The organism is Paenibacillus sp. JT31N11, from assembly GCF_056269285.1.
In genome coordinates, this window is the sequence record NZ_JBWDNQ010000007.1 from 176,252 (window position 1) to 201,979 (window position 25,728).

A 25,728-nucleotide genomic window follows, 5' to 3' on the forward strand; every position below is an offset into this window, starting at 1 on the left:
TTGGCCGCTTCCCCAAGCTGTAACAACTGCTGTTATTGCCCGATCTTGGAGGCCAGTACCGCAAGATCAACAATCGTGATTTTATGATCGCTGTTCCAATCGTACCTGTTGACCAGCTGCCAGTCAGGACTTGCGGATGTTAGGCCATACTTCATTCCCAACAGGGCAAGATCCTCAATGGATGCCGTCGTGTTCACGGCTGCCGTGAAAGTCTGCACGGCGGTATCCAGTGCATTGGCTGCCTGATCCGCCAGCTCCTGGGTGGCGTCCACGCTCGCAGCCGCCGCTTTGGCATTCGCGATCTCCAGCAGGAGGGCATCAACTGCTCCCTGCGAATATTGACCCCACAGCGTTCCGACCGAAGCTGCGGATACCAGTGAATCGGCATTGGCGATTTTCACATTCAACAGCGCCAGATCTACCGGTATGTTCAGCTTTCCGGTCGGCAGCGAAGGAAGAGCGCTTGATGTCGCTGCTGTCCGGACGCGGAGATCGTCATTCGGCGCTGCGGACAAATCAAGCGTGGCCGTGCCTGCAGCAATCGGAGCCGTAACATTGGACCAGTTAGAGCCTCCATCCAGACTGTACTGCATCGTTGTCGCTGCTCCCACCAGCTTGACTTGCTCCATGCCGTAGTAAACATTGGCTGTTACTGTCGGTGCGGGAGCCGGCGCTGCCACTGTTGCCAGCAGGCTGTTGATGCTGTGATTGCCCACTACCCGCAGATAAATCTTGCCCGGGACGAATACAACCGGCGTAGTTCCCGTACCTGCCGCAGCCCAGCTGCCGTCGCTGCCATCTGAGGAATCCAGGCTGTATTCCATATCCTCAGTTGTGCCGGAAATTTGACCTGCCCCCACATTTACGCTCACACCGTTGAAATTATCCAGAGGCTGAACGATAAAATAGTCGATGTTCGATCCGGAATCTCCGTTATTGAGCATCAATTTAACCGCTGAGCCAGCCGGAATGCTGACATTCGTCTTCACGACGGCATACGCTCCGCTCCAGACGCCGGTGGAAGGGAAGCCGACGCTCTTGATGAGCTTGTCGTCGACATAGAGGCTCAGCTTGCTGTTCGCATTGGCTGTCGTATATCCGATAACCAATTGCCCGCCCTTGGCCGTGCTTGTGAAGACCATGGAAGAACTGCCCGGGGTGGACAAGCCGGTAACCGCTTTGCCGCCGGAAGCCGCTCCATCCGAAGAAGCGTCTACTTTGGTTAATGTGGTGTTCTCCGCCTCGTACATTTGTCCGACAATGGTCTGCAGCAGCTTATAGTTGTTCGGGTTTGCCGCTTCTCTGACAAAAATCTTGCCCGGCGCCATGACAACCGGCGTATTGTCCGCCTTGGCCGCGGTCCATGTGCCGTTCCTGCCGTCGGTCGAGTTCACGCTGTACTCCAGGAACGTATTCGTGCCTGTAATTTGACTGGTCGCCGTGTTCAGGCTTACGCCGGTCAAATCCTGCGATTGCACAATCATATAGTCAATATTGGCTCCCGAATCTCCGCTGTCCAGCTGCAGCTTGACCGTTGCGCCCGCTGGAATGGCTTTGGTGACCGTGACCGTGGAATAGTTGGTATTCCAGCCGTGGGTAGTCGGGAAAGTGATGTTCCCGCTGTCCACTCCATTGATGTACAAGCTGAGCCTGCCCGGATTATTGTCCGTGCAGTACGCAATAATCAGCCGCGAGCCCGTCGCAACATTGGACAAGGATACGGAATCTCCGTTATTGGAGAAGTGATCCACGACTTTGCCTCCGGAAGCTTTGGAATCCGAGGCTACGTTGGTCGAACCGGTTCTTGTGCCGCCCTCGGCTTCGTACTTCGGTCCGCTGAACGGCGGTACCGTTGCAATCAGGGCAAAATGTCCCGGATCGCTTATATCCCTGATATATACTTTTCCTCCCAGGAACATAACCGTCGTGCTGCCGGCCGTAGCCGTCGTCCATGTGCCATTGAGACCATCCGTGGAATCAAGGCTGTACTGCATATCGACCGTAGTGCCTGTTATCAGATTGGAAGCTACATCCACGCCTACCCCGCTCAAATCCATGGATATGTAGGAGAGGGAATCGAGATTGACAGCGCTGTCCCCGTCATCCAGCTGGAATTTGACGGTTGCGCCTCCCGGAATATTTACCGCCACCGTCAAGGAAGGATATCCTCCCTGCCATACGCCGTTCGTCGGGAAGCTGATATGCTTGCTGAAGACACCATTAATATAGAGGCTGATCTGTCCAGGGTCGCTGGCTGTGGCATACGTAAATATGATCTTGGAGGCCGAACCGGAGTTCTCGAAGGTTAACGAATCGCCGGTCTCCTCGAATTTTACCGCATGGCCGTCCGAAGCCGCAGCATCCGCATATTTGTTCGCGGGATTGCTTAATGTGCCGCTCTCGGCTTCAACCTTTGTGCTGCCGTCGCTAAGATAGATTTTCACCGATGACATCTTATCGTTGGCATTCGGATTGGATCCGGACGGAAAATCCGTATCCGAGGTGAACAGCCACTTGGTTCCTGTAAAGTTGTCATTGTCGTACACAGCAACCGTGTAGCCGGCCGGTACCCGTACCGATGACGCCCAGTTATTCGGTATGTTCGCCGTCATCAGCTGTGCTGTCGTGTAGCTCCCCGGCGCCAATGTCTCATCTGTTCCTCCGTAAGAGCCGTCCGCATAAAAAGTCGTAATGGCAACGCGGCCTCCCGCAGCGCTAAGCCCCAGCTTGGAGCTTGTTTCGCTTAAAGATTTTACGCCTTCATTGGCAGTCCCAGTCAGTTTGGCATGTGTATAATTGCTCAAAGGCTTGGCGGTGCGTTCTACCACATATACGGTGTCCGCATCCGTATTGAACGTAAATTCACCGCTTGACGAGGTCGTGACGACAGAATTGTCGGAAACCTTTCTGACCTGCACCGCTTCCGCGCCCCAAGGATTGACTACAGTTGCCGGGTTGCCGTACAGGCTTTTGATCCCGACATATTTGATCTCGTCGCTATCCTTCTCGGAGCTTACCTGGAACCCGCCGCTGGCCGACAATGTAAACTTGCTGACAAAAGCAGCGTCGGTCGGCAGAGCAGGGAAAACTCTGATCTTGTCGTTATAGCTTTGCAGCAGCGATTCGTTCATGGCCAAAAGGTGCACGCCCATGTACTCATACTCGCCGTTGGTATTCGTCGTGCGTCCGTTCGGATACTGCTGGTACCGTTGAAGCATCATTCTCATACCCAAATAAGCTTCGTCTCCCAATCCTAGCCGGGCTGCCTGGATGGGGGCCGGATCCCAGACGTTGTTCGACGTGTACTTGTATGGACGGTTATTGTATCCGTTGAGCAGCTTCTGATAGTCCGGATAGCCGATGCCGCTTACGTTATAAGGCCACGCCAGCTCCAAAATGGAATTCTCATTGTTCCGGTTCTGGGACAACGGCGGAGCATGCGGCAAATACTGGTTGGGGTCGTTCGGATCGAGCGGGTATGGGACAAGATTATCCAGAACGTCCTGCCACTTGAGGCGGAGATCCGCATCCAGCTGCAAATCCTCGCTCGTCTTGATTGCCGCCGGGAACAGATCCCGTACAGCCGCCAGGTCGGTAATGGCATTCTTCACATCCCAATGCTGCTCATGCACATTCGAGGATTCCATATAGTATTGGCCCGTTGTTTCGTCGAATAAGAGCTTGGCCGCATAGAATTTGGCCGCCTCCCGCATGAACGGATACGCGATATTCTTCAAGTAATCGGTATCATTCGTATACTTGTACTGCGCATACATATTCATCGCCGCTTCCGATGCGGTCGATAGCGTATCCTGCGTGTAGTCGCTGTTGATCGTGCCTGCGGCACTTGCGTTCCAGCCCATCGTCTCCGGAACCCAGATGCCGTCGATACCGTACCTGGTCTGCGTGTATGCCTTCAGCGTATCGAAATTGCGGCTGTATAGATTGTTGAAGACTTCCACCATATCCGCATGGTTGGAGGCGAGGAACGAATGGTAAATATCCCTCTGATTCCAGTACCAGTACGCGTTGCTCCACTTTCCGCTGTCGCTGTCTTCCACGGCGCTGAATACGCCGTTGATAAAGTGGAACGGATAGTTGCCGAATGCGCCTGCGGCGATGATATACGTGCTCAGATAATAAAAACTTTCCATATAATCGGCATCGCCTGATGCGTTGGAATACTGGACGAAGGACTTGGACCAGAAATCATGCCACCAGTCCTTGTAGCTGGCCAAGGTGGTATCGTACCCGGCAGCCTTGACAGTCGTTAACTGTTTCTTGGCTTCGGCAATCGAGTCATACCCCGGGGCATTGAGCCGGCTTGCCGTAGAAATCCAGATCGTATAGCTCGATGTAGGCTTTATGTTCAGCCTTACCTTGCTGCCGTTGACAGTCTGGGTCGTGAAGTCCGCCCCTTCGACCGTCGCAGCCATCGTGTAGCCAAAATGATCCGGGTCGGCCTGCCCTCTGCTGAACCCGACGACAGTCGGATCGGCGAAGGTCGTGACCGTTCTCCATGCGTTGATATTCTTCACGTCGCCTCCGCCGAAGTTGCTGACATCCCACAGGCTCAGATCCAGCGAAACGCTGGCCAGGCCCACACGGCTGTCTTCGACATGGATGCCCATCACCTCGGAATTCGGCGATCCCATAATCGTAATCTTGCGGTTGGAATCGTACTCGGTCGTCAAGAGGCCGTCATACAAGGAAAGTCTCTGTTTATATGCAGAGTAGCCCGTATTCAAACCGGGGTTCGTATATAAATTAACCAGGCCTTGCGAAGCGAAGCCTTCCTGCGAAGCATCCACTCCGGAAACCTGCATCGTAAGTCCGTTGGCTGTATCCCAGACCATTCCGCCCACCTTGCCGTTCCCTACGGTCAAAGCCCCTTTGGGATCGGTGATCGGCGCATTGTATACCACATCGTGCTTGGACAAGTATGAAGCATAGTCCACATCGAGCGTGCCCGTGCTTGTGTTGAAAGCTTCAGACGCCGTATTGTCCGCCGCCCCCGCCACGCCCGGTATCAGGCTGGAAGATATCGCAAGGGATAAGACAACTAGCGAAAGGAAAGATTTCTTTACTTTTCTATTCTTATAAAACTTCATGGGCCAAAAGCCTCCCTGTATGATCATCTTTGTTTTTCAATTATCCCTGCCGGGACTTCCGTTCACTGATGAAACTGAATGAAGCGCTTTCACGTTCAATCATTTGTTATCGCTTACAACATCGGATACGCGAGCCAGTCCGTCAGCGATAGTGACCCTCATCCTTTCCTTTTCTAAAATGATTCTGTTCATTGCAACACACCCTCCTATGGTGTTTATATCCTAATCATAGTCCCTGCGCAATTAAAAACAATTGAATAATATCTTCAAACAGTTTAGAAAGTTACGATCAACGATTTTTCACCCCGGACTCTTGCTGTCATCGCTGCTGCACAACGCCAACCCGTCCAATCTTCCTTGGCTTGTCAACATCGATTCATGTCATCAAATGTCCATACAAATGCAGCGCGAAGCGATTGTCAATGATGTCAAAATGGCGTAGTCTAAAAAGAGACCGTACCGTCCGGTCTCAAAATTAGTCGGAGGGGATACAAATGCTTGTGCAAATTGTGTTGTTTGACGGATTTGACCTGCTGGACGCATTGGCGCCTTACGAGGTATTTACCGAAGCAGGAAGGTACACGGGAGGCGCGATTCGCGCCGAGCTGGTGTCGGCTGAAGGCGCGAGATCCGTTCCCAGCGGGATCAACGGCCTGCAAATTTCCGCATCCGGGGCGATCGATCCGACAGCCGCGGCGATAATCGTTGTTCCCGGAGCGGCCGGGCCTGTGTATGGGGAAGGGGACGAATCAATCGTCTCTCTGTTGCGAAGGGCGTCGCAGACGGAGCTGGTCCCCAAGATAGAAGCTGCCTTGTCGGTTCCGGGACTGACAGTCGCAGCAGTGTGCGGAGGTTCGCTGCTGCTCGCCATGCAGGGGCTGCTTGAGGGCCGCCGTGCCGCAACCCACCATCTGGGCATGGCGGCGCTGGGAGCGACGGGAGCTGTCCCCGTGCATGCCCGCGTCGTCGATGACGGCAATCTTGTATCGGGCGGAGGCGTGACTTCGGGTCTCGATGTGGCGCTGTACATCGTCGAGCGCGAGCTGGGGCCGCAAATCGCACATGAAGTGGAGAAAATGTTCGAATACGAGAAGCGGGGGACGGTCTGGCGCCCGGTCGGCATGCTGCCCATTATGGAATCTTCGGATTTCGAAGCAGCGGCATTCGGGGCGGATGAGCGGGAGCCGGAAAATACGTCCGGCATTCTCGATACCGGAGACGGGATCATCTCCACAAACGGGCCAACTGCCTGTGAGAATGCCGGAATAACCGTGTTTGTCGGGAGGTGGGAGGTAATCGTTGCCACGCCCATCGGAAAGCTCCCGGTCACGTTGAACATCTCCGGGGACAGTGGACGTGTGAGCGGAACGGCCGTGCAGGGCGATGAGAGAGTCGAGTTCATCGATCCCGTCGTGGCTGGCAGCCTCTTAAGCTGGTCGCTGAAAGTGAAGAAGCCGATGCGTTTGAACTTGAAATTCGAGGTGACCGTGCTGGGGGACGAAATGTCGGGCAGAGCCAGGGCCGGCCTGCTGCCTGCTTCCAAGGTATCGGGCAAGCGCACGGCAGCGAACTGAACGAATCCGCAGAACCGGCCACTAAGAACCGGCTGACGCCGGAAGTTGGCGGCTTCTCCATGTTTCTTTCTTCCCTAAGGAATAGCAGCAGCGTATTCAGAAGCCCTGGGCCGCCGCCCTTACGGTTATGCCGTATGGTTCACGTCCGGGCGCAGGAGCGCAGTGTGCTTTCGATCTGTTTCGTCGCGAAGGCGACATGCTTGTTGTCCCGGGTCAGCCGGCTCGCCATTATGGCGCCTTCGATCGCCGAGAAGATGAAGGAGGCGAGTGCCTCGGTGTCCATATCAGGCTGGAATTCTCCGGCAGACACCCCCTGCTCCAGAACGCCTTGCATAAAGGATTGGGTATGCCCGTATGCATCGATCGCCTGGTCCCGCAGCAAGGGAAAAGAATGATCGGCCTCGACGGCGGTGTTCAGAAACGGGCAGCCTCCCTGCAGAGGAGGATTGTTCACGGTGTCGCTGTATACGTTGCACATCGCGATAATCTTCTCTGTTGCCGTCTCGCAGTTCTCGGTCGCCTGGGAGAACAGCCGCCAGAGCACCTCGCCCGCGTATTGAAACGCAGCAACGGCAATGTCATCCTTGCCGGAGAAGCTGCGGTACAGCCCGCCCTTGGTCAGGCCGGTCTCGTCCATGATATCCTGCATGGTCGTAGCCGCGTATCCTTTCCGGTTGAAAAGCTCGGCGGACTTCATGATGATCCGGAGCCTTGTTTGTTCGCCCTTGCGCATGGCTCATACCCTTTCACGATGCAGACTGTTTCCCTAAATAATAGCACAGAGGTGTCCGGAATGCCCAATACGAAGCGATTGTACCGGCTCATGCTGATTGTGGCGGCAGGCTTTATCGCGTACGTTCTGTACGTCAATTTCATTGCTGATCCCCGGGCAGAATCCTTTCTAAGCCATAAAACAAATCTCAAGCACCCCATTAACGTTCCGGTCTGGTTAAACGTCTTGTATGTTCATGTGGCATTCGCGTGCGCGGCCATGGTGTCGGGAGCCATCAACTTCTCGCAGAAAATCGTGTACAAGCACAGGAGGCTCCATAGATTCAACGGGTACTTCTATTTGATCGCCGTTTTTGCCGTCGTGATCACTTCCGGCTATATGGCTCCAGCAGCGACAGGAGGCAAGGCGGCCAGCATGGCCTTCAACCTCCTGAACGTCCTGTGGCCGGCCATGACGGTCACAGCGGTGGTTCAGATCAGAAGAATGCGGGTCGACAAACACCGGAAGTGGATGTGCAGAAGCTACTCCTTCTGCTTTACCAATATGTTTATTCACCTGTTTACCTTCATTGGCACCAAGGGATTCGGTCTCGCTTACGAGAAGAGCTATACGGTCAGCGTATACGGATCTATTGTGCTATTGCTGTTGCTGGCCGAACTGGTCATACGAACGGTTTACAGCAAACCGGCGGGAGGGCTACAGAATTAGGAATCCGCCATCACAAAAGAAATAGACGATCGTCAGCTTCGCGGCAGCGGCATCCAGCTGAAATCGCTTCCAAAATGTGGCGGCCTTTAGCTGGGTGTTCGGGGAAATCATAATGACGACGGAGTCCCCCAAAGGGACTCCGTTTATGCTAACGGCCCATACCCCTGCTTATCCAACTCCTCCGCAATTACGCTGTAGCCCCGCCCGTTGGGATGAAAATGATCCAGCCATAAGAGCTCCCGCTCCCTTCCCAGAAACGAGTTGTAAATATTCGCGACCTTGAGATTCCCGTCCTCGAAGCTTTCGAGCTGGCTGTTGAAGCGCCTGACCCACAGCCCTGCTTCGGGCTGGGATGGTGTGGGATTATACAGATCGACCGCGCGGATCAGATAAGGCTTGGAGCCGGACTTCAGCTGTCTGATGACCGCGAGAATACCTGCAAAATTCTTCCGGCAGCTCGTAAGGGCTTCACTGAACACCTCTTCGTTCCGGTTGACTGCGAAAGCTCTGGCCGCATCGACCATATCATTGCCACCGACTGTCAGAGTGATGATATCAGCGTTCCCCAGGATGGCCCTCGCCTTGGGATCATGTCTTACGACCGATAGAATACGCGGCATCCTTGCTCCCGATATACCGATTTTGTCGTAATAAACGGGCTGTCCCAATCTCTCCTGAATCAGCCATCCATATTTCGGAACAAAACCACCGCCTAACAGTCCCCCCACTCCGGCAGTCAGTGAATCCCCGATTGCGGCATAATGGATCACTCGCGCTCCTCCACCTTCCCCATCATAATCGCCTTCCCCTTCATATACCATCAGCATATGATTTCCCGTCTTTATCAGTGCTTTGGGGAGCATAAAAAATGGCAGTGTAAATTGAAAAGGCAGGAAATCCCCGGGGAGATTTCCTGCCTGCTTATGGGTTTGCTTCATGGTTCGGGGAGACCTGGACAGGTAACTCCCAGCGTGTATTATCCTTCGTTTGGCGTTTCCATCTGGGCCGAAGTTTCGGGCTGCGCCGGGGCCGGATGAGCTTTAACGTATTCAATCGCGTTATAGATCATCTCAGCGGATTCAGCGCGCGTGATTTCCGCTTTGGGATGGAAGTTCCCCTCTGCATCCAGCGACGTAATGCCCAGAACGATTGAGCGCTGGATCGGTCCGTTATATTCTACGGTGAAATCGTCCTGATCCTTGATATCGACGGTTTTGACATTGATCATCGGCAGCGGGAAATGCCCTTCCATCGCCAGCATCAGCTGGTGGGCGAATTCCTCTTTCGTCCATTTCTTGCTCGGATCGAGATCGGCCGGCAGATCGAAGCCGCTGTTTGCCGCGATAATCAAAGTGTCGGCGTACCAGGCATCATTTTTCGCGTTTTTGTAGTAGTCGGTTGCCAGCGGCATTTTGACGAAACGAAGGGTATCGATATTCAAATCAAACGCTTTGACGATCATTTGAATACCTTGCGAAGCCGTCAGCGTAGCGGCGGGAAGAAACTGGTCGCTGCTCACGCCCGATACGAATCCGCCTGCCTGCAGGGAAATGATTTTATCCTTGGCAGCTACCTTATCCAGATCGGTAAACGTTGTCGATGCGGCAAAGCTTTGTCCGCCAAAAGACAACGAAAGCACGACGGCTGCGGAAAGACCCAGCATTTTTTTCTTGGATGTCATCTCTATCACCTCTTCTAATTTATGGAACGTTCCATAGACTCAAACGTTGTGCAGGCGCGAAGTGTTGCATATTGTCGAAGATTTATATGTTAATATTATGTGAAGCCCCGGGATGCTGCCAAGGCAGTCCATTCTATTTACGTGCAGGGCAGCGGATCATAATCTCGAATATAAATTTAGAAGAGTTGAATTACGCATCCTGATAATCAAAATTTGGGGGATGATTTAATGACAAAAGGCGATAACGTTTATATCAGACCGCTAAATACGGATGATGCGGCAGAAAGCCTTAGATTACAAATGGATAATCGTGATTTCTTCGAAAAATTCTCCATGCCTCGTGATCGTGATTTTTATACGATAGAAGGTCAAATCAGGAAGATCGAGAAATATGCTGAAAATAGGCATAAAGACGAAGAGTATTTCTTTGGAATCTTCAGGAATAATGACGATACGCTGATTGGCACAATTAGCCTCTTTCAGGTGCTTCGAGGCGCTCTTCAGAGTGCCTTTGTCGGTTATTATTTAGACAAAAGGCATAACGGCAAGGGCTACACTACGGAAGCTGTTCAATTAATTGTTGAATATGCATTCCATGACTTAAAGCTGCATCGGATAGAAGCAGGTGCTATGCCCCATAATATGGCATCCATTCGGGTATTGGAAAAAGCGGGCTTTCATAAAGAAGGAATCGCTCAAAAAAATGTCAGGATAAATGGAAAATGGGAAGACCATCAGGTTTTAGCCATAATAAATCCCAATGACTTTTTGGATTGAAAATCAACAACAAGAAGAAACGGCTGTCGCGTACCTGAAGCGGCGCAGTTCGTTTCTTCGCTTTTATAGACATGAACAAGAGTGAGTGAAGCTTATACATAAAAAAATACAGAGCAGCAGAGGCCCCGCCTCATCATGCTCTGTATGGGAATCACTCGAATGAAAACTGCATCACAAATTCCCTCAGCTCCTGCGCCTGCCGCGAAATGATATCCGCCGATGCGGACATCTGCTCCATCGTGGCATACTGCTGCTCCGCATTCTTTCAGAATGAACCGTTCGGCATGGATATCCCCCTCTTCAAAGTACAGGTCCAAAAAGCATTAATTAGGAGACTGCGGGAAATTCCGAGAGGCTGTATTATGTTTGAGAGGGTTCCCGACGATATTAATTAATGGAAGAATGAGATGCGGTTTAGAAAAGAGAGGAACTGAATAGATGAACAACAAAGTCAACTCGCTGGAAAGCCTCGTTGCGCTGCTGCCTGTCATACAGGCCGCCGTGCCCGCGGATATGTCTATCGCAGTATGCGATCTTACAAAATTCATTGCCTACTATTCCGGGGAAAATATCGACCTCCATATCGGCGTCGGTCAGCAATTGAATCCGGATGAGCCGCTTGCGGCCGCCATTCTGGAAAACAAATATTTCGAGGGAGATGTCCCGGCCGGCTTCTACGGCTTCGAGTTCACCGGCACGGCTCTTCCGGTTCACAATGACGAAGGCGTCGTTATCGGCGGACTGGCCGTCCAAATTCGACGGCACAGCGAATTGATCGAACTCTCGAACCATATCGTGGTTGCCCTGTCCCAAGCGAACGAAAGAATCGCCAAGGCTGTCAGCGGCTCCAACATCATAGCCGATCTCAACCGTCAGCTGCTTGTGCTGTCGCAGCAGGGGAGCCAGAATGTGGAGAAGACGGATCAGGTGGTGTCGATTATTAAAAATGTCGCCGATCAGTCGAATTTGCTCGGCTTGAACGCTTCGATTGAAGCAGCTCATGCGGGGGACAAGGGGAGGGGCTTTGGCATCGTCGCCGGCGAGATCCGCAAGCTGTCCCAGGAAACCATCGATTCGACCAGGAATATCCGCCAAACGCTGCTGTCCCTGAAGGAAGTGACACAGCAGATCGGAGACGCTATCAGCCAGGTGGCTTCCATCAGCCAGGAGCAGGCAGTATCGACAGAGGAAATATCGGCGTTTATCAGAGAAATCCAGGAAATGACAAACCGCTTAAACGATTTTGCCCACAAATTGTAACCCCTCTTGGCTCCTCGCCATAAAAATGCACCCCTTGGAAGTTCATCGGACAGATTGTCCAATGTCTCTCCCAAGGGATGCCGTTTCATGCATCTATATCTCCGACAAACGCTCCAAATAATCTCTCAGCACATGGCGCTGGAGAACGAGATTCATAAACTTGCCTTCGCGGATGATCTCCACCAGGCCAGCCGTCTCAAGCTCCTTAATATGATGAGAGATCGTCGCGGCGCTGACACGGTGGGTTTCGTGCAGGTCGCTGCAGGGAAACGGGACGCTGCTGGCGCCGATTTCCTTGAGCATCTGATAACGCCGCGGCTCCGCAAGAGCACGGGATATCCGCGTAAACTGCTGGTCTGTCATTGGGGTCATTAGGCTTGATCTCCGTTTCCTATGGGTTTGTCAGGAGTACGCTAATAATCTTCCGGCAAAGGACGGGCTTGAACCCCTTCGAAGGTAATCGCGACCGGCTGGATGGTGCCGTCCTCGTTGAAATACATCCGGTCGATGCAGACGACCCGGTGATTGGCGTCGGTCTCCGTCAGCGGTCTCCGATGGTAAACGATGTACCATTCATCCTGCCCTGGAATCTGGATCATCCCATGATGGCCTGCGCTTGTTGCGACATCGGGATTCTGCTGCAAAATCTTCCCTACGCGCTCGAACGGGCCGGTCGGGGATGACGAGACCGCATAAGCGACCGAATAGTCCGGCTGTCCCCAGCCGCCCTCCGCCCACATGAAATAATAGCTGCCGTTTCTCTTGATCATGCACGGCCCTTCGACGAACAATTCCGGCGTTATTTCCTTGTACACCTCTCCATCCCCGAATGTATCCAGACTGATCATATCCTCGTTCAGCTTGACCACATTGCAGCGTCCCCAGCCTCCATAATACAGATAGGCGCTGCCATCCTCATCGATAAAGACATGGGGATCGATCGGCTGCGCGCCGTGATGGAATTTATCGATCAGCGGCCGGCCGATCGCATCGCGGAACGGTCCTTCCGGCTTGTCGGCTACGGCAACGCCAATCCCGCCCAATTCGTCATCGCTCTGAATGTCGTTGGCGGCAAAATAGTAATAATATTTGCCCCCGCGTTCAATCGGGGAAGGCGCCCACATAGCGCGCCACGCCCAGGAAATATCGGCCATTTTGAGAATTCCGTCAACCTTCGTCCACTCTACCAGATCCTTGGAATAAAAGGCGTCGAAGAAGGCCTGTTCCCCATACGGGGCAGAGTAGGTAGGATAAATCCAGTAGCTTCCTTCGAAAATACGGGCTTCCGGATCGGCATACCAGCCCGGGAAAATCGGATTGCCAGCTGTACGTTTGTCATTGCTGCCTGAAATCGTCATGGGATATTTTCACTCCTTGGCTGCAGAAAAAAACCATAGTCTTCACGATGGTTTTTTTCTTATTGTAGATGATTTTCCCGCCGCTTGCCATGCTTCAGCAATTATTGGCAGGCGGCTGTGATCCCGGGAGGGCGAAGGAGCTCCAGGCTACCCGCGAAGCAAGCTATCTGATATGTCTGAGCTTATCCGGATTAACGACAATATAAATGGAGGAAATGCGCATATCCTCGATAAGAAAGGTGAAAACACTGGCGGGACTGTCATGTTCGTACGTAACGATTCCGGGTTGACCATTAACCATTGCGGTTTTGTAGGAAATAAATTTTTCAAAAAAAACATTAAGCGGCTGGGCAGAAAGGATTTGTTTTTTTATCATTATGTAATAATTACGAATAATTAAAGCATATCTATTCTATATCCCGATCAGGGAAATGAACGAAACGATGAAAGGATACAATGGAAATGACCATTCCAGTTATGATCTTGAGCGGCTTTCTGGGCAGCGGCAAAACGACTCTGCTGCTGCGGCTGCTGGAAGAGGCGCGAAACCGGGGGATAAGGCCGGGGATATTAATGAACGAGTTGGGCAAACAGGACGTGGACGGGAATATTTTAAGCGAGCAGCTTGGTGTTCAGGTCGAGAAGCTGCTCGACGGCTGCGTCTGCTGCAGCAAAAAAGAAGAACTTGCCGGAAGTATGGAAGCGCTGCTTATGGGACAACCCGATATTCTCTTGCTGGAGCTTACGGGCGTGGCTGATCCCGGGGATGTGGTTGCGATTGCGAAAGGGCCGGCGTTTGCTGAGCGTATCGGGGACATCCGGGTCATTACTGTCCTGGACGCCGAATATGTACTGGATTATAACAGCATCTTCGCTTCCGACCGTCATCTTGTGAAGACTCTGCGCCGCCAAATCGCTTCGGCCGGTCTTGTTATCGTCAATAAAACGGACCTGATCGACCCGAATATATCCGGAAAAATTGAAAATGCGGTCCGCAAGCTCAACGAAAAGGCGGAGATTCTCTACACCGTCAGAAGCCATATCGATACCGCTGCACTGCTCGCCGGCATACGTCCGAATGAAGAGCCGCCTTCAGCCGCGAGTCCATTCCGTGTGTTAAGCGGACATCCCCCCGCTGATGGCAAGCCGCATACGAAGCCCCATCGTCACTTAGCCGAATCCTACTCGCAGATGCAAGCCGTTACCCTGCCCTCTCCGGCCGGGGGACAAGTCAGCAGGGAGCAGGTGGAGCAATTTCTGCATGATTGGAGCGGGCATCTGGTTCGGGCCAAAGGATATATCCGCATCGCAGGCGCAGAGGCGATTCAATTAATCCAATATGCCGGGAAGCGAACGGTATGGGAGCCCTCCAATTACCCCGGCACTCCTTATCTGGTCGCGATCGGCATGCAATTGAACGATACGGATCTGGCTGCCCGCTGGACGAGGCTTTGGCAGGCGGAAGTTGAGGTTTGAACGGTCATTAACCGTATATCCTCCCGCGCTTAATCCTTATTGGAGCAGGTTCAGCAAGGTTTTGACGGAATTGTCTATAAACGAACGCTCGGGGTGGGACTTCATCATGACGGTAAGCCCGATCATCGACACCACCAGCGTTTGAGCCATTACCTGAGCATTCATATCATTCCCAAATTCACCCGAACGGATGCCTTTTTCAATCGTCTCCTGAAACAAGGCAGCCAGATACATCTGATGTTCTCTTGTCAGGATCTCCATTTTTCTGTCATGCGGGGCGAGCTCTACCATCGTATTGATGCAAAAGCAGCCCCTGCTTGGCCCGTTATCATACCCCTCTTCCACGATGCTTTCAAAATAGGAGCGGAAGGCTTCCTTTACCGATGCGGAGTTTTGCAGCTTCGCCCTGGCATTGGAAGAGTGGTCACGGGTGTATTTGCGGAGCGCGGCTTCAAACAGCCCCTGTTTATTGCCGAAGGCCGCATATATGCTTGGCCTCTGAATGCCCATTCCGGATGTCAAATCACTCAAGGAAACGGCTTCATACCCCTTCTCCCAAAAGAGCTGCAGCGCAGCATCCAGTGCTTGATCCTCGTCAAATTCCCGTGGCCTTGTCATCCTATGACCTCATTTCATATCAATCAGTATAATATCATGTTAGTATGATCAGGGATTATTGTCAAATCCAACTCCAATTATCAAACGCCTTTTTGTTATTATCAACAATTTCGGGTTTTAATCTTGACATTACATATTCATCATCGTTATATTTACATCAATTCATAACGTACCAATTAGTATGAAATAATTGTGATTTTACTCATCAGGGGGAGTTGTTGATTCATGGGATATAGGGAATCCGGTAAAGGAGCGGCCCTCATCGGAGAGAATGTCATCGTACAGCCGGAAACAGAAGAAACATCCAAAGAGACCGTATCCGAAGCTGCTCCTGTTCCCGCACTGAAACGTTCCACAGCAATGCTGTTTGCCGTTTCCTGCGGGCTGGCGGTCGCTAATATTTATTATGCCCAGCCGCTTCTTGACGCTCTTGCGGGCGAATTCGGTATTGGACAGGCATCCGTCGGCATGGTCATAACCATGACTCAAATTTGTTATGCGCTGGGACTGCTGCTGCTCGTCCCGCTTGGCGATCTGGTCAACCGCCGCAGGCTGATCGTCACACATCTCCTGTTGTCCGTACTGGCGTTGGTCATAGTCGGATTCGCGCCTACCGGCATTATATTGTTTGCGGGAATGGCTGCTGTCGGCTTGCTTGCCGTCGTGACGCAGACTGTGGTTGCCTATGCCGCAGCGTTGGCGGCACCTGCCGAGCGCGGGCGTGTGGTGGGACTGGTGACAAGCGGAATAGTCATCGGAATTTTACTTGCCAGAACCTTTGCTGGGATATTGACCGATTTGGCAGGCTGGCGTTCGGTCTATTATATTTCTTCGGCTATGACGCTGGCGATGGCCTGCTTATTGTTCCGGGTACTCCCTCGATATGAGCAGAGGAAAGCGCCGCTTTCCTATTCGCAGCTGCTTCTCTCGGTATTTGCCTTGTTCCTTCAGGAGCCGGTTCTGCGCATCCGCGCCGTGCTCGCTCTCTTGATCTTCACCGCGTTCAGCATCCTTTGGACTTCACTGGTACTGCCTCTAAGCGCGCCGCCTATCTCGCTATCCCATACTGCAATCGGCTCGTTCGGGCTTGCTGGAGCGGCGGGGGCATTGGCGGCAGCAAGGGCAGGCAGGCTGGCGGACCGGGGGTTGGGACAATGGACCACCGGAACCGCGCTTGCCCTCCTGTTCCTCTCATGGCTGCCGATCAGTTTCATCAGCCATTCGCTATTCGCTTTAATTGTTGGGATTGTCCTGCTCGACCTCGCGGTACAAGCGGTGCATGTCACCAACCAGAGCATGATCATGAGCGTTCGTCCCGAGGCGCGCAGCCGGCTCACAGCCGGTTATATGATCTTTTATTCCATCGGCAGCGCTGCAGGTTCAACCGGCTCGACTGCAGTCTACGCGCATGCCGGCTGGAACGGTGTATGCATGCTTGGCGCAGCGGTCAGCGCACTTGCCTTGTTGTTCTGGGCGCTGACTCGCCGCCGGACCGACCGGCTGCTCAACCAATCCTGAATTTTTACGTTATTCGCGGTAAGACGGCTGAATCAGTCGGGCATATTAACCTTTTGCCAGGTTGAGCTGCCAGGAAACGCCGTATTGATCCGCTACCCAGCCAAACTTCTCACTCACGGGAGATGGAGCAAGCGGCATCAAGATCTGACCGCCTTCGGACAACCGTTCGAAGATGCGGTTGATTTCTTCTTCAGTCTCAAAGGATACGAACAGGGAGATGGCCGGTGTGAATGTGAAAGCATGCTCGACGATGCTGTCTATACACATGAACGATTGACCTCTTAGGGCGAATACAGCATGCATGACCGTCCCGTCCTCATGGTGCATGATACTGTTTACCTCGGATTGGCCGAATAAAGAGATGTAGAAATTCATTGCCTCCTCCGCCTTGCCGGAGAACATGAGAAACGTGGTAATGGATTGATTTGTCGCTGGTCTCTATCCCGGATGGGAATACACCAGGCGTTTTTATACATTCAAAAAATTAAGTTACAATTTATATAATATGTAACTTGACACATGAAACTTGAAACAGTAATATATCCTCATAGGAAAGGAGGAATTTATCATCGCAGACTCCACGATTTCCCGGACATCCATTCTTGATGCCGCTGAAGAAGTTCTCCGGCGATTCGGAATGGCCAAATCCAACTTGTCCGACGTGGCCCGGGCGCTCGGTGTCAGTCATGCAGCGATCTACAGGCATTTTGACAATAAAGCTGCGCTCCGCGAAGCTATGGCCGAGCGGTGGCTGAACCATGTCATGGAGCCGCTGAATGCCATTGTAGCCAATAATGACGAACCTGAAATCCGCTTGCGAAGCTGGCTCGATACTCTGCGGGCATTCAAACGCAGCCGGGCCTTAACCGATCCGGAGCTCTTCGCCATGTATATGGCTCTGACCGCTGAAGCGGCCGACTTGCTGCATCGTCATGTCGAGGACATGCTGGAACAGTTGACTGTCATTATTGCAGACGGTATTGCCGCAGGCGTTTTTGCACCGTGCGATGCGCGGGAGAGCGCACGGGCATTTTATCTGGCTACGACCCGTTTCCATCATCCCAGTCATGCGGGGGAATGGGAATTATCCGATTCCGACATCAATTATGAAATTACCTGGAAACTGCTGATGAGTGGTTTAACAAGCAGATCCTAGGTGCAAGAGGTCCAGTCTTCAAATAATGTTGTTGTTTTGGGGAGATGATTGCAGATGTATGCCATTATGGGTGTTACAGGACAAGTCGGGGGTGCTGCAGCCGAGGCGCTGCTGGCGGAAGGCAAGAAGGTTAGAGCCATCGTAAGGAATGAAGAAAAGGCCAAAGCATGGCGTGAACGCGGCGCCGAGACGGCGATTGCGGATTATCGCGACTCTGCAGCCTTGCAGGAAGCTTTTACAGGCGTGAAAGGTGTATTCGTTATGAATCCGCCTTATTTTTATCCGGAGGATGGATTTCCCGAAACAAGAGCGGTTGCGGAATCCATACGCAGGGCGCTTGAAGCCGCAGTTCCGCCGAAGTTCGTTGCTTTGTCCTCTGTAGGCGCGCATCGCGATCACGGACTTGGAATTATTGAATCTCTTCACATCCTGGAGCAGGAGCTTGGGCGGCTGTCTATTCCTTCGGCATTTCTGCGCGCAGCCTGGTTCATGGACAATTCTTTCTGGGATATTGAGCCTGCGCGGAGAGAAGGACAAATTCCCGGTTTCCTTTCCCCATCGGATCGTAAGATACCGATGATTTCGACGTTGGATATCGGCAGAATTGCAGCCGAAACCCTTCAGCAAAGCTGGGAAGGCACGCGCTATCTTGAACTGCAGGGACCAGACTCCTATTCCCCCGATGATATTGCTTCTGTGCTCGGCAGGCTGCTGAATCGCAAGGTAGAGGCCGTTCCCATTCCCCGTGCTGATTGGGATGAGCTCTTTATCAGCCAGGGCGGGATTGCCGGACGGATACATGGCAGAATTGAAATGCTGGACGGCTTTAATAACGGATGGATTGACTTTGAGCGCCAAGGAACTGAGCTTGTCTCGGGTTCAGTGACATTAGAGGAATCTTTGAAAAAGCTTATGTAAACAATATAACGAGAAGAGCTTGCTGTAATATCCATTTTGCGGAGGTGTATCAGGAAGATGATGAATAAGAGAGTGCTTGGTAAAAATCTTGAAGTGTCCGCGCTGGGCCTGGGCTGTATGGGCATGTCCGCTTTCTACGGCGGACGGGACGACGAGGAATCGAACCTGACGATCGAACGCGCATTGGAGCTGGGTATTACTTTTTTTGATACAGCGGATATGTATGGAACAGGCCGGAATGAAGAACTTGTCGGCAAGGCGCTTGCCAAGCGCCGCAGCGAAGTTGTGATCGCGACCAAGTTCGGCAACCAATGGAACGAGGAAGGCAAGATGATCGGCATCAATGGGCGTCCCGAATATGTGAAGGCTGCCTGCGAAGCGAGCCTGCGCAGGCTTGGAACGGATCATATTGATCTTTATTACCAGCATCGCGTAGACCGCAATACGCCGATTGAAGAAACGGTTGGGGCTATGTCCGATCTCGTCCGCGAAGGAAAGGTGCGATACATCGGATTATCCGAAGCCGGTCCCGCCACCATCCGCAGAGCCCATGCGGTTCATCCGATTACGGCCCTGCAGACGGAATATTCGCTGTGGAGCCGGGATGTCGAGGATGAGATCCTGCCGACATGCAGGGAGCTCGGCATCGGCTTCGTCCCGTACAGTCCGCTTGGACGCGGGTTCCTGACCGGGGAGATTAAGAAATTCGATGATCTTGCGGAGGATGATTTCCGCCGGAACTCCCCGAGATTCCAGGGCGACAATTTCCACAAGAATCTGGACCTTGTCAGCAAGATCGAGGAATTGGCCGCCATTAAAGGCTGTCAGCCTTCGCAGCTGGCGCTGGCCTGGCTGCTGGCTCAGGGCAACGACATTGTGCCCATTCCCGGTACGAAGCGGAGAAAGTATCTGGAGGAGAATATAGGCGCGCTTGGAATTCAGTTCACTCCGGACGAGCTTAAGCTGATCGACGAAATCGCCCCCAAAGGCGTGGCGGAGGGAACCCGCTATGCAGAGGCGGGCATGAATAACCTGAGCTTGTAATGATCGTATCTGCTGGATAACGATCACACTGTCCTGCTTCCCGTCAGCAATGCTTTACTTGTTGTTTCTGGTTGTTCGTTTCTCAAACAAAGAAGACCACCCGGGTGTCTAACTTCGCCCAGGTGGTCTTCTTTGAATTCTAAAACAATCTGTCCAAGCGCAACTCGTTCAAAGCCGCATCGCTTAAAAGAAGCCAAGCGCATATTGCCCGAACAGTCATTGATAAATGCTACTCCTTCAGATCGGCCAGACTTACCGCTCCGCCCGAACGCGCCGACAGATTGGAGGCCTCCATCAGCCGGGTCAGATCAAGCGCAAGTTCCATATTCCGGGTGCCCGGAATTCCGCTGCGGATACTCGATACCCACTGCTCGAACGCCGTTGGCAGCGCGTCGGGCAGCGGCCACTCCGAAACAGGATCTGCGCCGTTAGCGTAGCCCGCGACGATAAGCTTGCGGCTGTGAGCGGAATACTGCAGGCTGCCCTCCGTCCCGTGTACTTCAAGCGTGAACGGCGAGAACGGGTTCACAAACCCCGCCTCGACGATACCAAGAGCACCGTCAGGATAGCGAAGCACGACTGCGGCATTGTCCTCCACTTCGCGGCCGGTTACATAACCGTAGCTTGCGCTGACGCTCTCCGGCATGCCGAGCAGCAGGCGCGTCAGATACATCGGATGGCATCCGAGATCGATCATCGCGCCGCCTGCGCACTGCTCCAGGCTGTAGAAATACGCCGGCAGCCCGGTTTCCGAAAGCGCGCCTTTATGTGCCAGCCTCATTCGGGCCAACGTCAGCCTGCCGAGCAGACCTTTGCCGATAACCTCCTGCGCAGCCTGTGCGAACGGCGTATTCAGCCGTGGCAGCGATACGGTAAGCATGACTCCTGCGGAATCCACGGCCGCCATAATTTCATTGCACTCCAGGATGGTAGGGGCAAGCACCTTTTCCGTAAAAATATGCTTGCCTGCATTCGCCGCCGCCACCATAATATCCCGGTGCATCGTCGTTGGCGCGGTTACGATGACCGCATCGATGCCCGGCTCAGCCAGCAGCTCCGCCAGATTATCGTAATAGGGAACCTGATGCGTATCCGCGTGCATGCGTCCCCGCTGCGGATCCTCATCCCATACGGCCGCAATGGCGATATCCGGATGCTGCTGCGCCTGCAGCACGTAATCCTTGGCATGAACATGCCAGAAGCTCAATATTGCTGTCCGGATCATTTTATCCCTTCCTCCCATCGACCGGATCAGTCAAAATAGACTGCGTTCCCGGTACGGTTCGATTCATAGATTGCCTCAATAATCTCAGATACGACGCAGGCCTGCTCCGGTGTGGTCATCGGTTCCGTATCATTCATAACAGCTTCGATCCAGAGACGGATCTCCTTGTCGTGCATGCTTTCCTTGCGGCCCTCGAAGAAGTCCGCGCCTTTGACGTTGAATTGAATATCGGTATCGTACAGCCGCCCGAACTTCTCTCCGTTGATGCGCAGCGTTTCCTTCACATCCGCTCCGCCCTCGGTTCCGCACAGCGTATAGATGGCTTCCCGCGTATCGAGCATATTCAGCGCCCAGCTGGATTCCAGCATGAGCGTAGCGCCGTTCTTCATCACGATCATTCCGAATGCCGAATCCTCAACCGTGAATTTCTTCGGGTCCCATGGACCGGCGGCGTTCGCCGCCTGCTCGCGCTGTGACAGCTTGTGATAAGCCGAACCCAGCACGACGCGCGGTTCATAATTGTTCATCAGCCAGAGGGTCAGATCGAGCGCATGGGTGCCGATGTCGATAAGCGGCCCGCCGCCCTGCTTGTCCTTGTCCAGGAAGACGCCCCAGGTCGGTACGCCCCGTCTGCGTAGAGCATGCGCTTTGGCAAAATAAATATCGCCCAGCTCGCCGTTCTCGCACATTTTCTTCATGAACAGACTGTCCGGACGGAACCGGTTGTTGTAGCCGATCGTCAGCTTCTTGCCCGTACGGCGGGCCGCTTCCGCCATGCGGCGGGCATCCGCTGCCGTCTTCGCCATCGGCTTCTCGCACATGACGTGCTTGCCCGCTTCCAGCGCCGCGATGGATACCTCGGCATGGGCGTCGTTAGGGGTGCATACATGGATGACATCGATGGAGGCATCCGCCAGCAGCTCGCGATAGTCCGCATAGACCTTGGCTCCGGAAGCGCCGAATTTATCCGCAGCCTGCCGGGCACGTTCGGGCACGATATCGCTGAACGCGCACAGCTCGACCTGCTCCAGCTTGCTGAGCGAGGGCAAATGCTTGCCGGAGGCGATGGACCCGCAGCCGATCACGCCAACCTTTACTTTATCCATCATTGCTGGCCACCTCCCAGCAGCTCTCTGATTTCCACCAATCTGTCCTTGATGCGCAGCGGCACTTCCGCATGCAGCTCAGCCCAGGTCACATACAAGGCGGGATCGATGCGATACTCGGTAAATTCCATGGATGGCTTGAAACGGCGCGTCTTCAAGTACTGCTCCACCAGCCGGTCCGTCTCGTCATCGGTCGTATAGACGCCGTCGAACGGACCGGTGATGAGCAGGCCCCGCCGTCCAGCCGTTTCATACGTGCAGGTCATCAGCTCGGGCAGCAGATAGAACATATCCGGCTGCGGCAGAAAAGCGTGCTTGCCGGGCTGGGAATACAGCTTGACATGGGTGCCGTCCACCAGATTGCTGCGGTCGTGGAGCAGTCCTTTGAAATGCCGGCCGTGAAAGCTGGCGTCGCAATCCACTACTTCGCCGTCATGTCCGACATAGATCCATACATGCTCCAGCTCGTAAAGATGCTGGATATCGTAATCCCAATAGATTGCATATTCGATCAGATATTTGACCTGCGGGTCTTCAAATTCGAAGATTCTGCGCGTCGAGGGAGAAGGTCCCGCCTCTTCCAGTACGGTAACGCCGACACGGACAGGGAAGAAAGGCTCGTTGTTGTCAAAATAAATATAGGGGGCGTATTTGGAAATCCATTCGTTATTCATTGTTATATTCATCCTTCCAGGAGAGCTGTTTTTTGGGTGATACGATTATGGCTTTGTTCGATTTCTTCAGGCAGACACTGTGATTTCAGTTCATATACCTTGATTGGCGCGCGCTTGATGACCTCGAGGAAATGGTCGAAATAGACGTCATCCCCGCTGTGCACATACGGGCACCAGTGATCCGACAGTCCGATCGTCTCGTGAATATGAACGCCGACGATATGGGTACTGACCTCCCGCAGGTCGCGCAAATTGTCGTACAGGCCCATCCGGTCCATCATCATGGCGTGTCCGATGTCGTACCAGAGCCCGACCGGGCTGCCCTTCAGGCTTTCTATAAGCGCCCCGGCCTCCCGAAGCGTCGGAATCTGGTAGCAGCGGGCACGCGTCTCGATGCCGATGGCGACGCGATAGCCTTTTCTGGCCACAAATTCACTGATCTCCTCCAGACTGTGCCGGATTCGATTCAGATACGACGGGGCAAGCTTCTCCCGCCTCTCCGTCATCTCCTGCCACAGCTCCCGGTATTCCTGCGAATCCCGGCCCTGCTCGCGGTAGATCTGCTTGAGCTGCGAATCGATATTCACCGGGAACGGCACCTCGCCGGGATGAACGACTACTGCCTCCGCCCCGTAACGATCCGCATATTCAATGGATTGCTTCAGCAGGTCGACTGCGCGCCTGCGTTTCTCTTCATCCTCAAAGCCGAGCATGACGGAATCCGTGTCGTACTCCTTGTCGTCGACGAACGGGAACGCATGATGTACGCTGGATATGCGGATCCCTCCGCTGTCAATCATCGGCTCGATCGTCTCCAGATGCTCGCGCGTCACATTATAGTTCAGCTCCACGCCGCCGAACCCGAGTCCTTTGATCTCTTCGATCATGGCCCGGCCATCCCGGTGCTTCTTGATGTTCCAGCAGGTAGAAAAAGAAAACTCTCCCTTGTCCGTTACCTTGTTCATATCGGGTCTCTACTCCTTCACCGATCCCAGCATGACGCCCGAGATAAAATATTTCTGCAGCCACGGGTACACGATCAGAATCGGCACCGTGGCGAACATGATGCTTGCCGCTTTAATGCTCTCCGGCATTATCGAGACCAGCTGGTCTCCCTGCATCGACAGCGGATCGTTGGTCATGCTGTTCACGATGACCTGATACAGCTTGAGCTGAATGGGATACAGCTCGGGATTGGTAATATACATGAGCGCATCCATAAAGCTGTTCCAGCGGCCCACCGCATAGAAGAGACTAAGCGTGGCAAGCGCCGGCATGGACAGCGGCAGAATGATCTGGACAAGCGTCCGAAAATGGCTGCTTCCGTCCATCTCGGCTGCCTCCGACAGGCTTGCCGGGAGCGAGCGGATGAACGTGATAAGAATGATCAGGAAGAACGGATTTACCATCGTCGGCAGTATGAGCGAGCCGATATTATTCGTCAGGTGCAGACCCCTGATCAGCAAATAATCAGGAATCGTCCCGCCGCTGAAAAACATCGTGAACAAAATCAGAAACATGAAGAACTTCTTGCCCCGCAGCCTCTTGGATAAGGGATAGGCCGCAGCGATCGTCATCAGCATGGCCAGACAGGTGTAGCCTGCCGTCATCACCAGCGTCAGTCCAAGCGATCTGATCATCGTATCGTCCTGAAATACCTTCCGGTAGGCTTCCATATTGATGCCCCTTGGAAAAACCGTCACTTCTCCCGACAGTATCGCTCTGTTGGAGCTGAGCGACACCGAAGCGATATGAAACAAGGGAGCGAGGCAGAGGATCACCAGCACAACTATCAGGATTACGTTGACAGCCTCGAAGGGCCTCCCTTTGCGGGCCGTTATCAGTCGAGTGTTCTCAGCCATCGTTTAGAATACTCCGTTTTCGGTTATTTTTTTGGCGATATAGTTCGCTCCCAGAAGCAGCACAATGCCGACCAGAGCCTGAAACAGACCGACGGCGGTCGCAAGCGAGAATTGCGAGGTCTGTATCCCCATTTTGTACACGAAGGTACTGATCACCTCCGAGAAATCCCGGACGCTCACATTCCCGATCACAAACGGCCGGTCAAAGCCGATCTGGACAATTTCGCCGATCTTGAGAATGAGCAGGACGACGATGGTCGGCTGAATCCCCGGAAGCGTCACTGACCACATCCTGCGCATCCGGCCAGCCCCGTCGACTGCGGCGGCTTCGTACAGCTCGGTATTGACGCCGGTAATGGCGGCCAGATAGATAATCGTCCCCCAGCCCGCGCTCTGCCAGACGCCGACAGCCAAATACGTAATAAGCCAGTCGTATTTGTTCGTCAGGAACGGAATCGGATCGATGCCAAAATGGCCGAGCAGCAGATTGATAATACCGGTATTCGTTGCAAACACCTGATACATGATCCCGCCGATAATAACCCAGGACAGGAAATGGGGCAGATACAACGCCGTCTGCGCCAGCTTCTTGAACCGGCGTCCGCTCAGCTCGTTCAGCAGCAGCGCAAGCACGATCGGAGCGGGAAAGGATACGATCAGATCCAGTATGTTGAGCATGAAGGTGTTCCGCAGCGCTTCATAGAAGCCGCTCATCCCGAACACTTCCCGGAACACGTCAAGCCCGACCCAGGGACTGCCGCTGACGCCTTTGAACAGATTGTAGTCCTGAAAGGCGATCAGAATGCCGTACATCGGACCGTACTTGAAGATCAGGAAATAGGCGAGCGGCAGGACCAGCAGGGCATACAGCTGCCAGTTACGGTAGAAATAAAGGCCTTTGTTGTTCAATCCAGCTCACTCCTTGCTGC

At 53.4% G+C, this 25,728-nt stretch carries 23 protein-coding genes; 9 read left to right on the forward strand and 14 right to left on the reverse strand.

From position 1 onward, the window contains the following. Positions 1-32 precede the first annotated feature (32 nt). Complete coding sequence (locus tag AC0YNV_RS23410) at positions 33-5,111, reverse strand: glycosyl hydrolase family 95 catalytic domain-containing protein (RefSeq protein ID WP_475770169.1); 5,079 nt, start codon at positions 5,109-5,111, stop codon at positions 33-35. Positions 5,112-5,605: 494 nt separating this feature from the next. Between AC0YNV_RS23410 and AC0YNV_RS23415 the strand changes: the two genes are divergently transcribed. Next, on the forward strand, positions 5,606-6,685 hold the full coding sequence (locus AC0YNV_RS23415; RefSeq protein WP_475770170.1) for a DJ-1/PfpI family protein: 1,080 nt from the start codon (positions 5,606-5,608) through the stop codon (positions 6,683-6,685). 139 nt (positions 6,686-6,824) lie between these two features. Here AC0YNV_RS23415 and AC0YNV_RS23420 read toward each other — a convergent pair whose 3' ends face one another. After that, positions 6,825-7,418 (reverse strand): TetR/AcrR family transcriptional regulator, encoded by a 594-nt coding sequence (locus tag AC0YNV_RS23420; RefSeq protein ID WP_475770171.1) that lies wholly within the window; start codon positions 7,416-7,418, stop codon positions 6,825-6,827. Between the two features lie 60 nt (positions 7,419-7,478). On the opposite strand from AC0YNV_RS23420, the gene AC0YNV_RS23425 reads away from it, so the two are divergent. Continuing rightward, positions 7,479-8,126: a DUF2306 domain-containing protein gene (locus AC0YNV_RS23425; RefSeq protein ID WP_475770172.1), complete on the forward strand. Its 648-nt coding sequence runs from the start codon at positions 7,479-7,481 to the stop codon at positions 8,124-8,126. Between the two features lie 143 nt (positions 8,127-8,269). Here AC0YNV_RS23425 and AC0YNV_RS23430 read toward each other — a convergent pair whose 3' ends face one another. Beyond that, entirely contained in the window at positions 8,270-8,953 is a 684-nt protein-coding gene (locus AC0YNV_RS23430; protein WP_475770173.1) for a GDSL-type esterase/lipase family protein, read from the reverse strand. Between the two features lie 149 nt (positions 8,954-9,102). Continuing rightward, positions 9,103-9,807 (reverse strand): S-layer homology domain-containing protein, encoded by a 705-nt coding sequence (locus AC0YNV_RS23435; protein ID WP_475770174.1) that lies wholly within the window; start codon positions 9,805-9,807, stop codon positions 9,103-9,105. Between the two features lie 228 nt (positions 9,808-10,035). Here AC0YNV_RS23435 and AC0YNV_RS23440 point away from each other — a divergent pair, with 228 nt between their 5' ends. Both AC0YNV_RS23440 and AC0YNV_RS23445 read left to right on the forward strand, forming a co-directional pair. Then, complete coding sequence (locus AC0YNV_RS23440; protein WP_475770175.1) at positions 10,036-10,584, forward strand: GNAT family N-acetyltransferase; 549 nt, start codon at positions 10,036-10,038, stop codon at positions 10,582-10,584. Between the two features lie 438 nt (positions 10,585-11,022). Continuing rightward, positions 11,023-11,844 carry a methyl-accepting chemotaxis protein gene (locus AC0YNV_RS23445; protein WP_475770176.1) on the forward strand — a complete coding sequence of 274 codons (822 nt, stop codon included), beginning with the start codon at positions 11,023-11,025 and terminating at the stop codon, positions 11,842-11,844. A gap of 93 nt (positions 11,845-11,937) precedes the next feature. Here AC0YNV_RS23445 and AC0YNV_RS23450 read toward each other — a convergent pair whose 3' ends face one another. Next, entirely contained in the window at positions 11,938-12,216 is a 279-nt protein-coding gene (locus AC0YNV_RS23450; protein WP_475770177.1) for an ArsR/SmtB family transcription factor, read from the reverse strand. A 41-nt stretch (positions 12,217-12,257) separates the two neighbouring features. Further along, positions 12,258-13,202: a glycoside hydrolase family 43 protein gene (locus AC0YNV_RS23455; RefSeq protein WP_475770178.1), complete on the reverse strand. Its 945-nt coding sequence runs from the start codon at positions 13,200-13,202 to the stop codon at positions 12,258-12,260. Between the two features lie 462 nt (positions 13,203-13,664). Between AC0YNV_RS23455 and AC0YNV_RS23460 the strand changes: the two genes are divergently transcribed. Continuing rightward, positions 13,665-14,678, forward strand: coding sequence for a CobW family GTP-binding protein (locus AC0YNV_RS23460; RefSeq protein WP_475770179.1), 1,014 nt, complete (start codon positions 13,665-13,667; stop codon positions 14,676-14,678). A gap of 36 nt (positions 14,679-14,714) precedes the next feature. Here the strand turns inward: AC0YNV_RS23460 and AC0YNV_RS23465 are convergent, their stop codons facing one another. After that, positions 14,715-15,296, reverse strand: a complete 582-nt coding sequence (locus tag AC0YNV_RS23465) for a TetR/AcrR family transcriptional regulator (RefSeq protein WP_475770180.1) — start codon at positions 15,294-15,296, stop codon at positions 14,715-14,717. A 360-nt stretch (positions 15,297-15,656) separates the two neighbouring features. Here AC0YNV_RS23465 and AC0YNV_RS23470 point away from each other — a divergent pair, with 360 nt between their 5' ends. Continuing rightward, positions 15,657-16,814 carry an MFS transporter gene (locus AC0YNV_RS23470; RefSeq protein ID WP_475770338.1) on the forward strand — a complete coding sequence of 386 codons (1,158 nt, stop codon included), beginning with the start codon at positions 15,657-15,659 and terminating at the stop codon, positions 16,812-16,814. Positions 16,815-16,859: 45 nt separating this feature from the next. On the opposite strand, the gene AC0YNV_RS23475 is transcribed toward AC0YNV_RS23470, so the two are convergent. Further along, complete coding sequence (locus tag AC0YNV_RS23475) at positions 16,860-17,231, reverse strand: VOC family protein (RefSeq protein ID WP_475770339.1); 372 nt, start codon at positions 17,229-17,231, stop codon at positions 16,860-16,862. Between the two features lie 181 nt (positions 17,232-17,412). Here AC0YNV_RS23475 and AC0YNV_RS23480 point away from each other — a divergent pair, with 181 nt between their 5' ends. Genes AC0YNV_RS23480 through AC0YNV_RS23490 form a run of 3 tightly spaced genes read left to right on the forward strand, consistent with a single transcriptional unit; the run spans position 17,413 to position 19,932 of the window. Continuing rightward, positions 17,413-17,970, forward strand: coding sequence for a TetR/AcrR family transcriptional regulator (locus AC0YNV_RS23480; protein ID WP_475770340.1), 558 nt, complete (start codon positions 17,413-17,415; stop codon positions 17,968-17,970). A 54-nt stretch (positions 17,971-18,024) separates the two neighbouring features. Continuing rightward, a complete protein-coding gene (locus AC0YNV_RS23485; RefSeq protein WP_475770181.1) occupies positions 18,025-18,888 on the forward strand; it encodes an NmrA family NAD(P)-binding protein in 864 nt (287 codons plus the stop codon). A 60-nt stretch (positions 18,889-18,948) separates the two neighbouring features. Continuing rightward, positions 18,949-19,932: an aldo/keto reductase gene (locus tag AC0YNV_RS23490; RefSeq protein ID WP_475770341.1), complete on the forward strand. Its 984-nt coding sequence runs from the start codon at positions 18,949-18,951 to the stop codon at positions 19,930-19,932. A gap of 229 nt (positions 19,933-20,161) precedes the next feature. Here AC0YNV_RS23490 and AC0YNV_RS23495 read toward each other — a convergent pair whose 3' ends face one another. From AC0YNV_RS23495 to AC0YNV_RS23520, 6 genes are read right to left on the reverse strand one after another with little or no spacing between them, the layout of a single operon-like run. Beyond that, positions 20,162-21,157 carry a Gfo/Idh/MocA family protein gene (locus AC0YNV_RS23495; protein ID WP_475770182.1) on the reverse strand — a complete coding sequence of 332 codons (996 nt, stop codon included), beginning with the start codon at positions 21,155-21,157 and terminating at the stop codon, positions 20,162-20,164. A 26-nt stretch (positions 21,158-21,183) separates the two neighbouring features. Beyond that, on the reverse strand, positions 21,184-22,266 hold the full coding sequence (locus AC0YNV_RS23500) for a Gfo/Idh/MocA family protein (protein WP_475770183.1): 1,083 nt from the start codon (positions 22,264-22,266) through the stop codon (positions 21,184-21,186). Continuing rightward, positions 22,263-22,937 carry a hypothetical protein gene (locus AC0YNV_RS23505; protein WP_475770184.1) on the reverse strand — a complete coding sequence of 225 codons (675 nt, stop codon included), beginning with the start codon at positions 22,935-22,937 and terminating at the stop codon, positions 22,263-22,265. The genes AC0YNV_RS23500 and AC0YNV_RS23505 overlap by 4 nt, the downstream gene beginning before the upstream one ends. Before the next feature lie 8 nt (positions 22,938-22,945). Then, positions 22,946-23,902 carry a sugar phosphate isomerase/epimerase family protein gene (locus tag AC0YNV_RS23510; RefSeq protein ID WP_475770185.1) on the reverse strand — a complete coding sequence of 319 codons (957 nt, stop codon included), beginning with the start codon at positions 23,900-23,902 and terminating at the stop codon, positions 22,946-22,948. A 9-nt stretch (positions 23,903-23,911) separates the two neighbouring features. After that, positions 23,912-24,799, reverse strand: a complete 888-nt coding sequence (locus AC0YNV_RS23515) for a carbohydrate ABC transporter permease (protein WP_475770186.1) — start codon at positions 24,797-24,799, stop codon at positions 23,912-23,914. A gap of 3 nt (positions 24,800-24,802) precedes the next feature. Beyond that, positions 24,803-25,708, reverse strand: coding sequence for an ABC transporter permease (locus tag AC0YNV_RS23520; protein WP_379113514.1), 906 nt, complete (start codon positions 25,706-25,708; stop codon positions 24,803-24,805). Positions 25,709-25,728 lie beyond the last annotated feature (20 nt).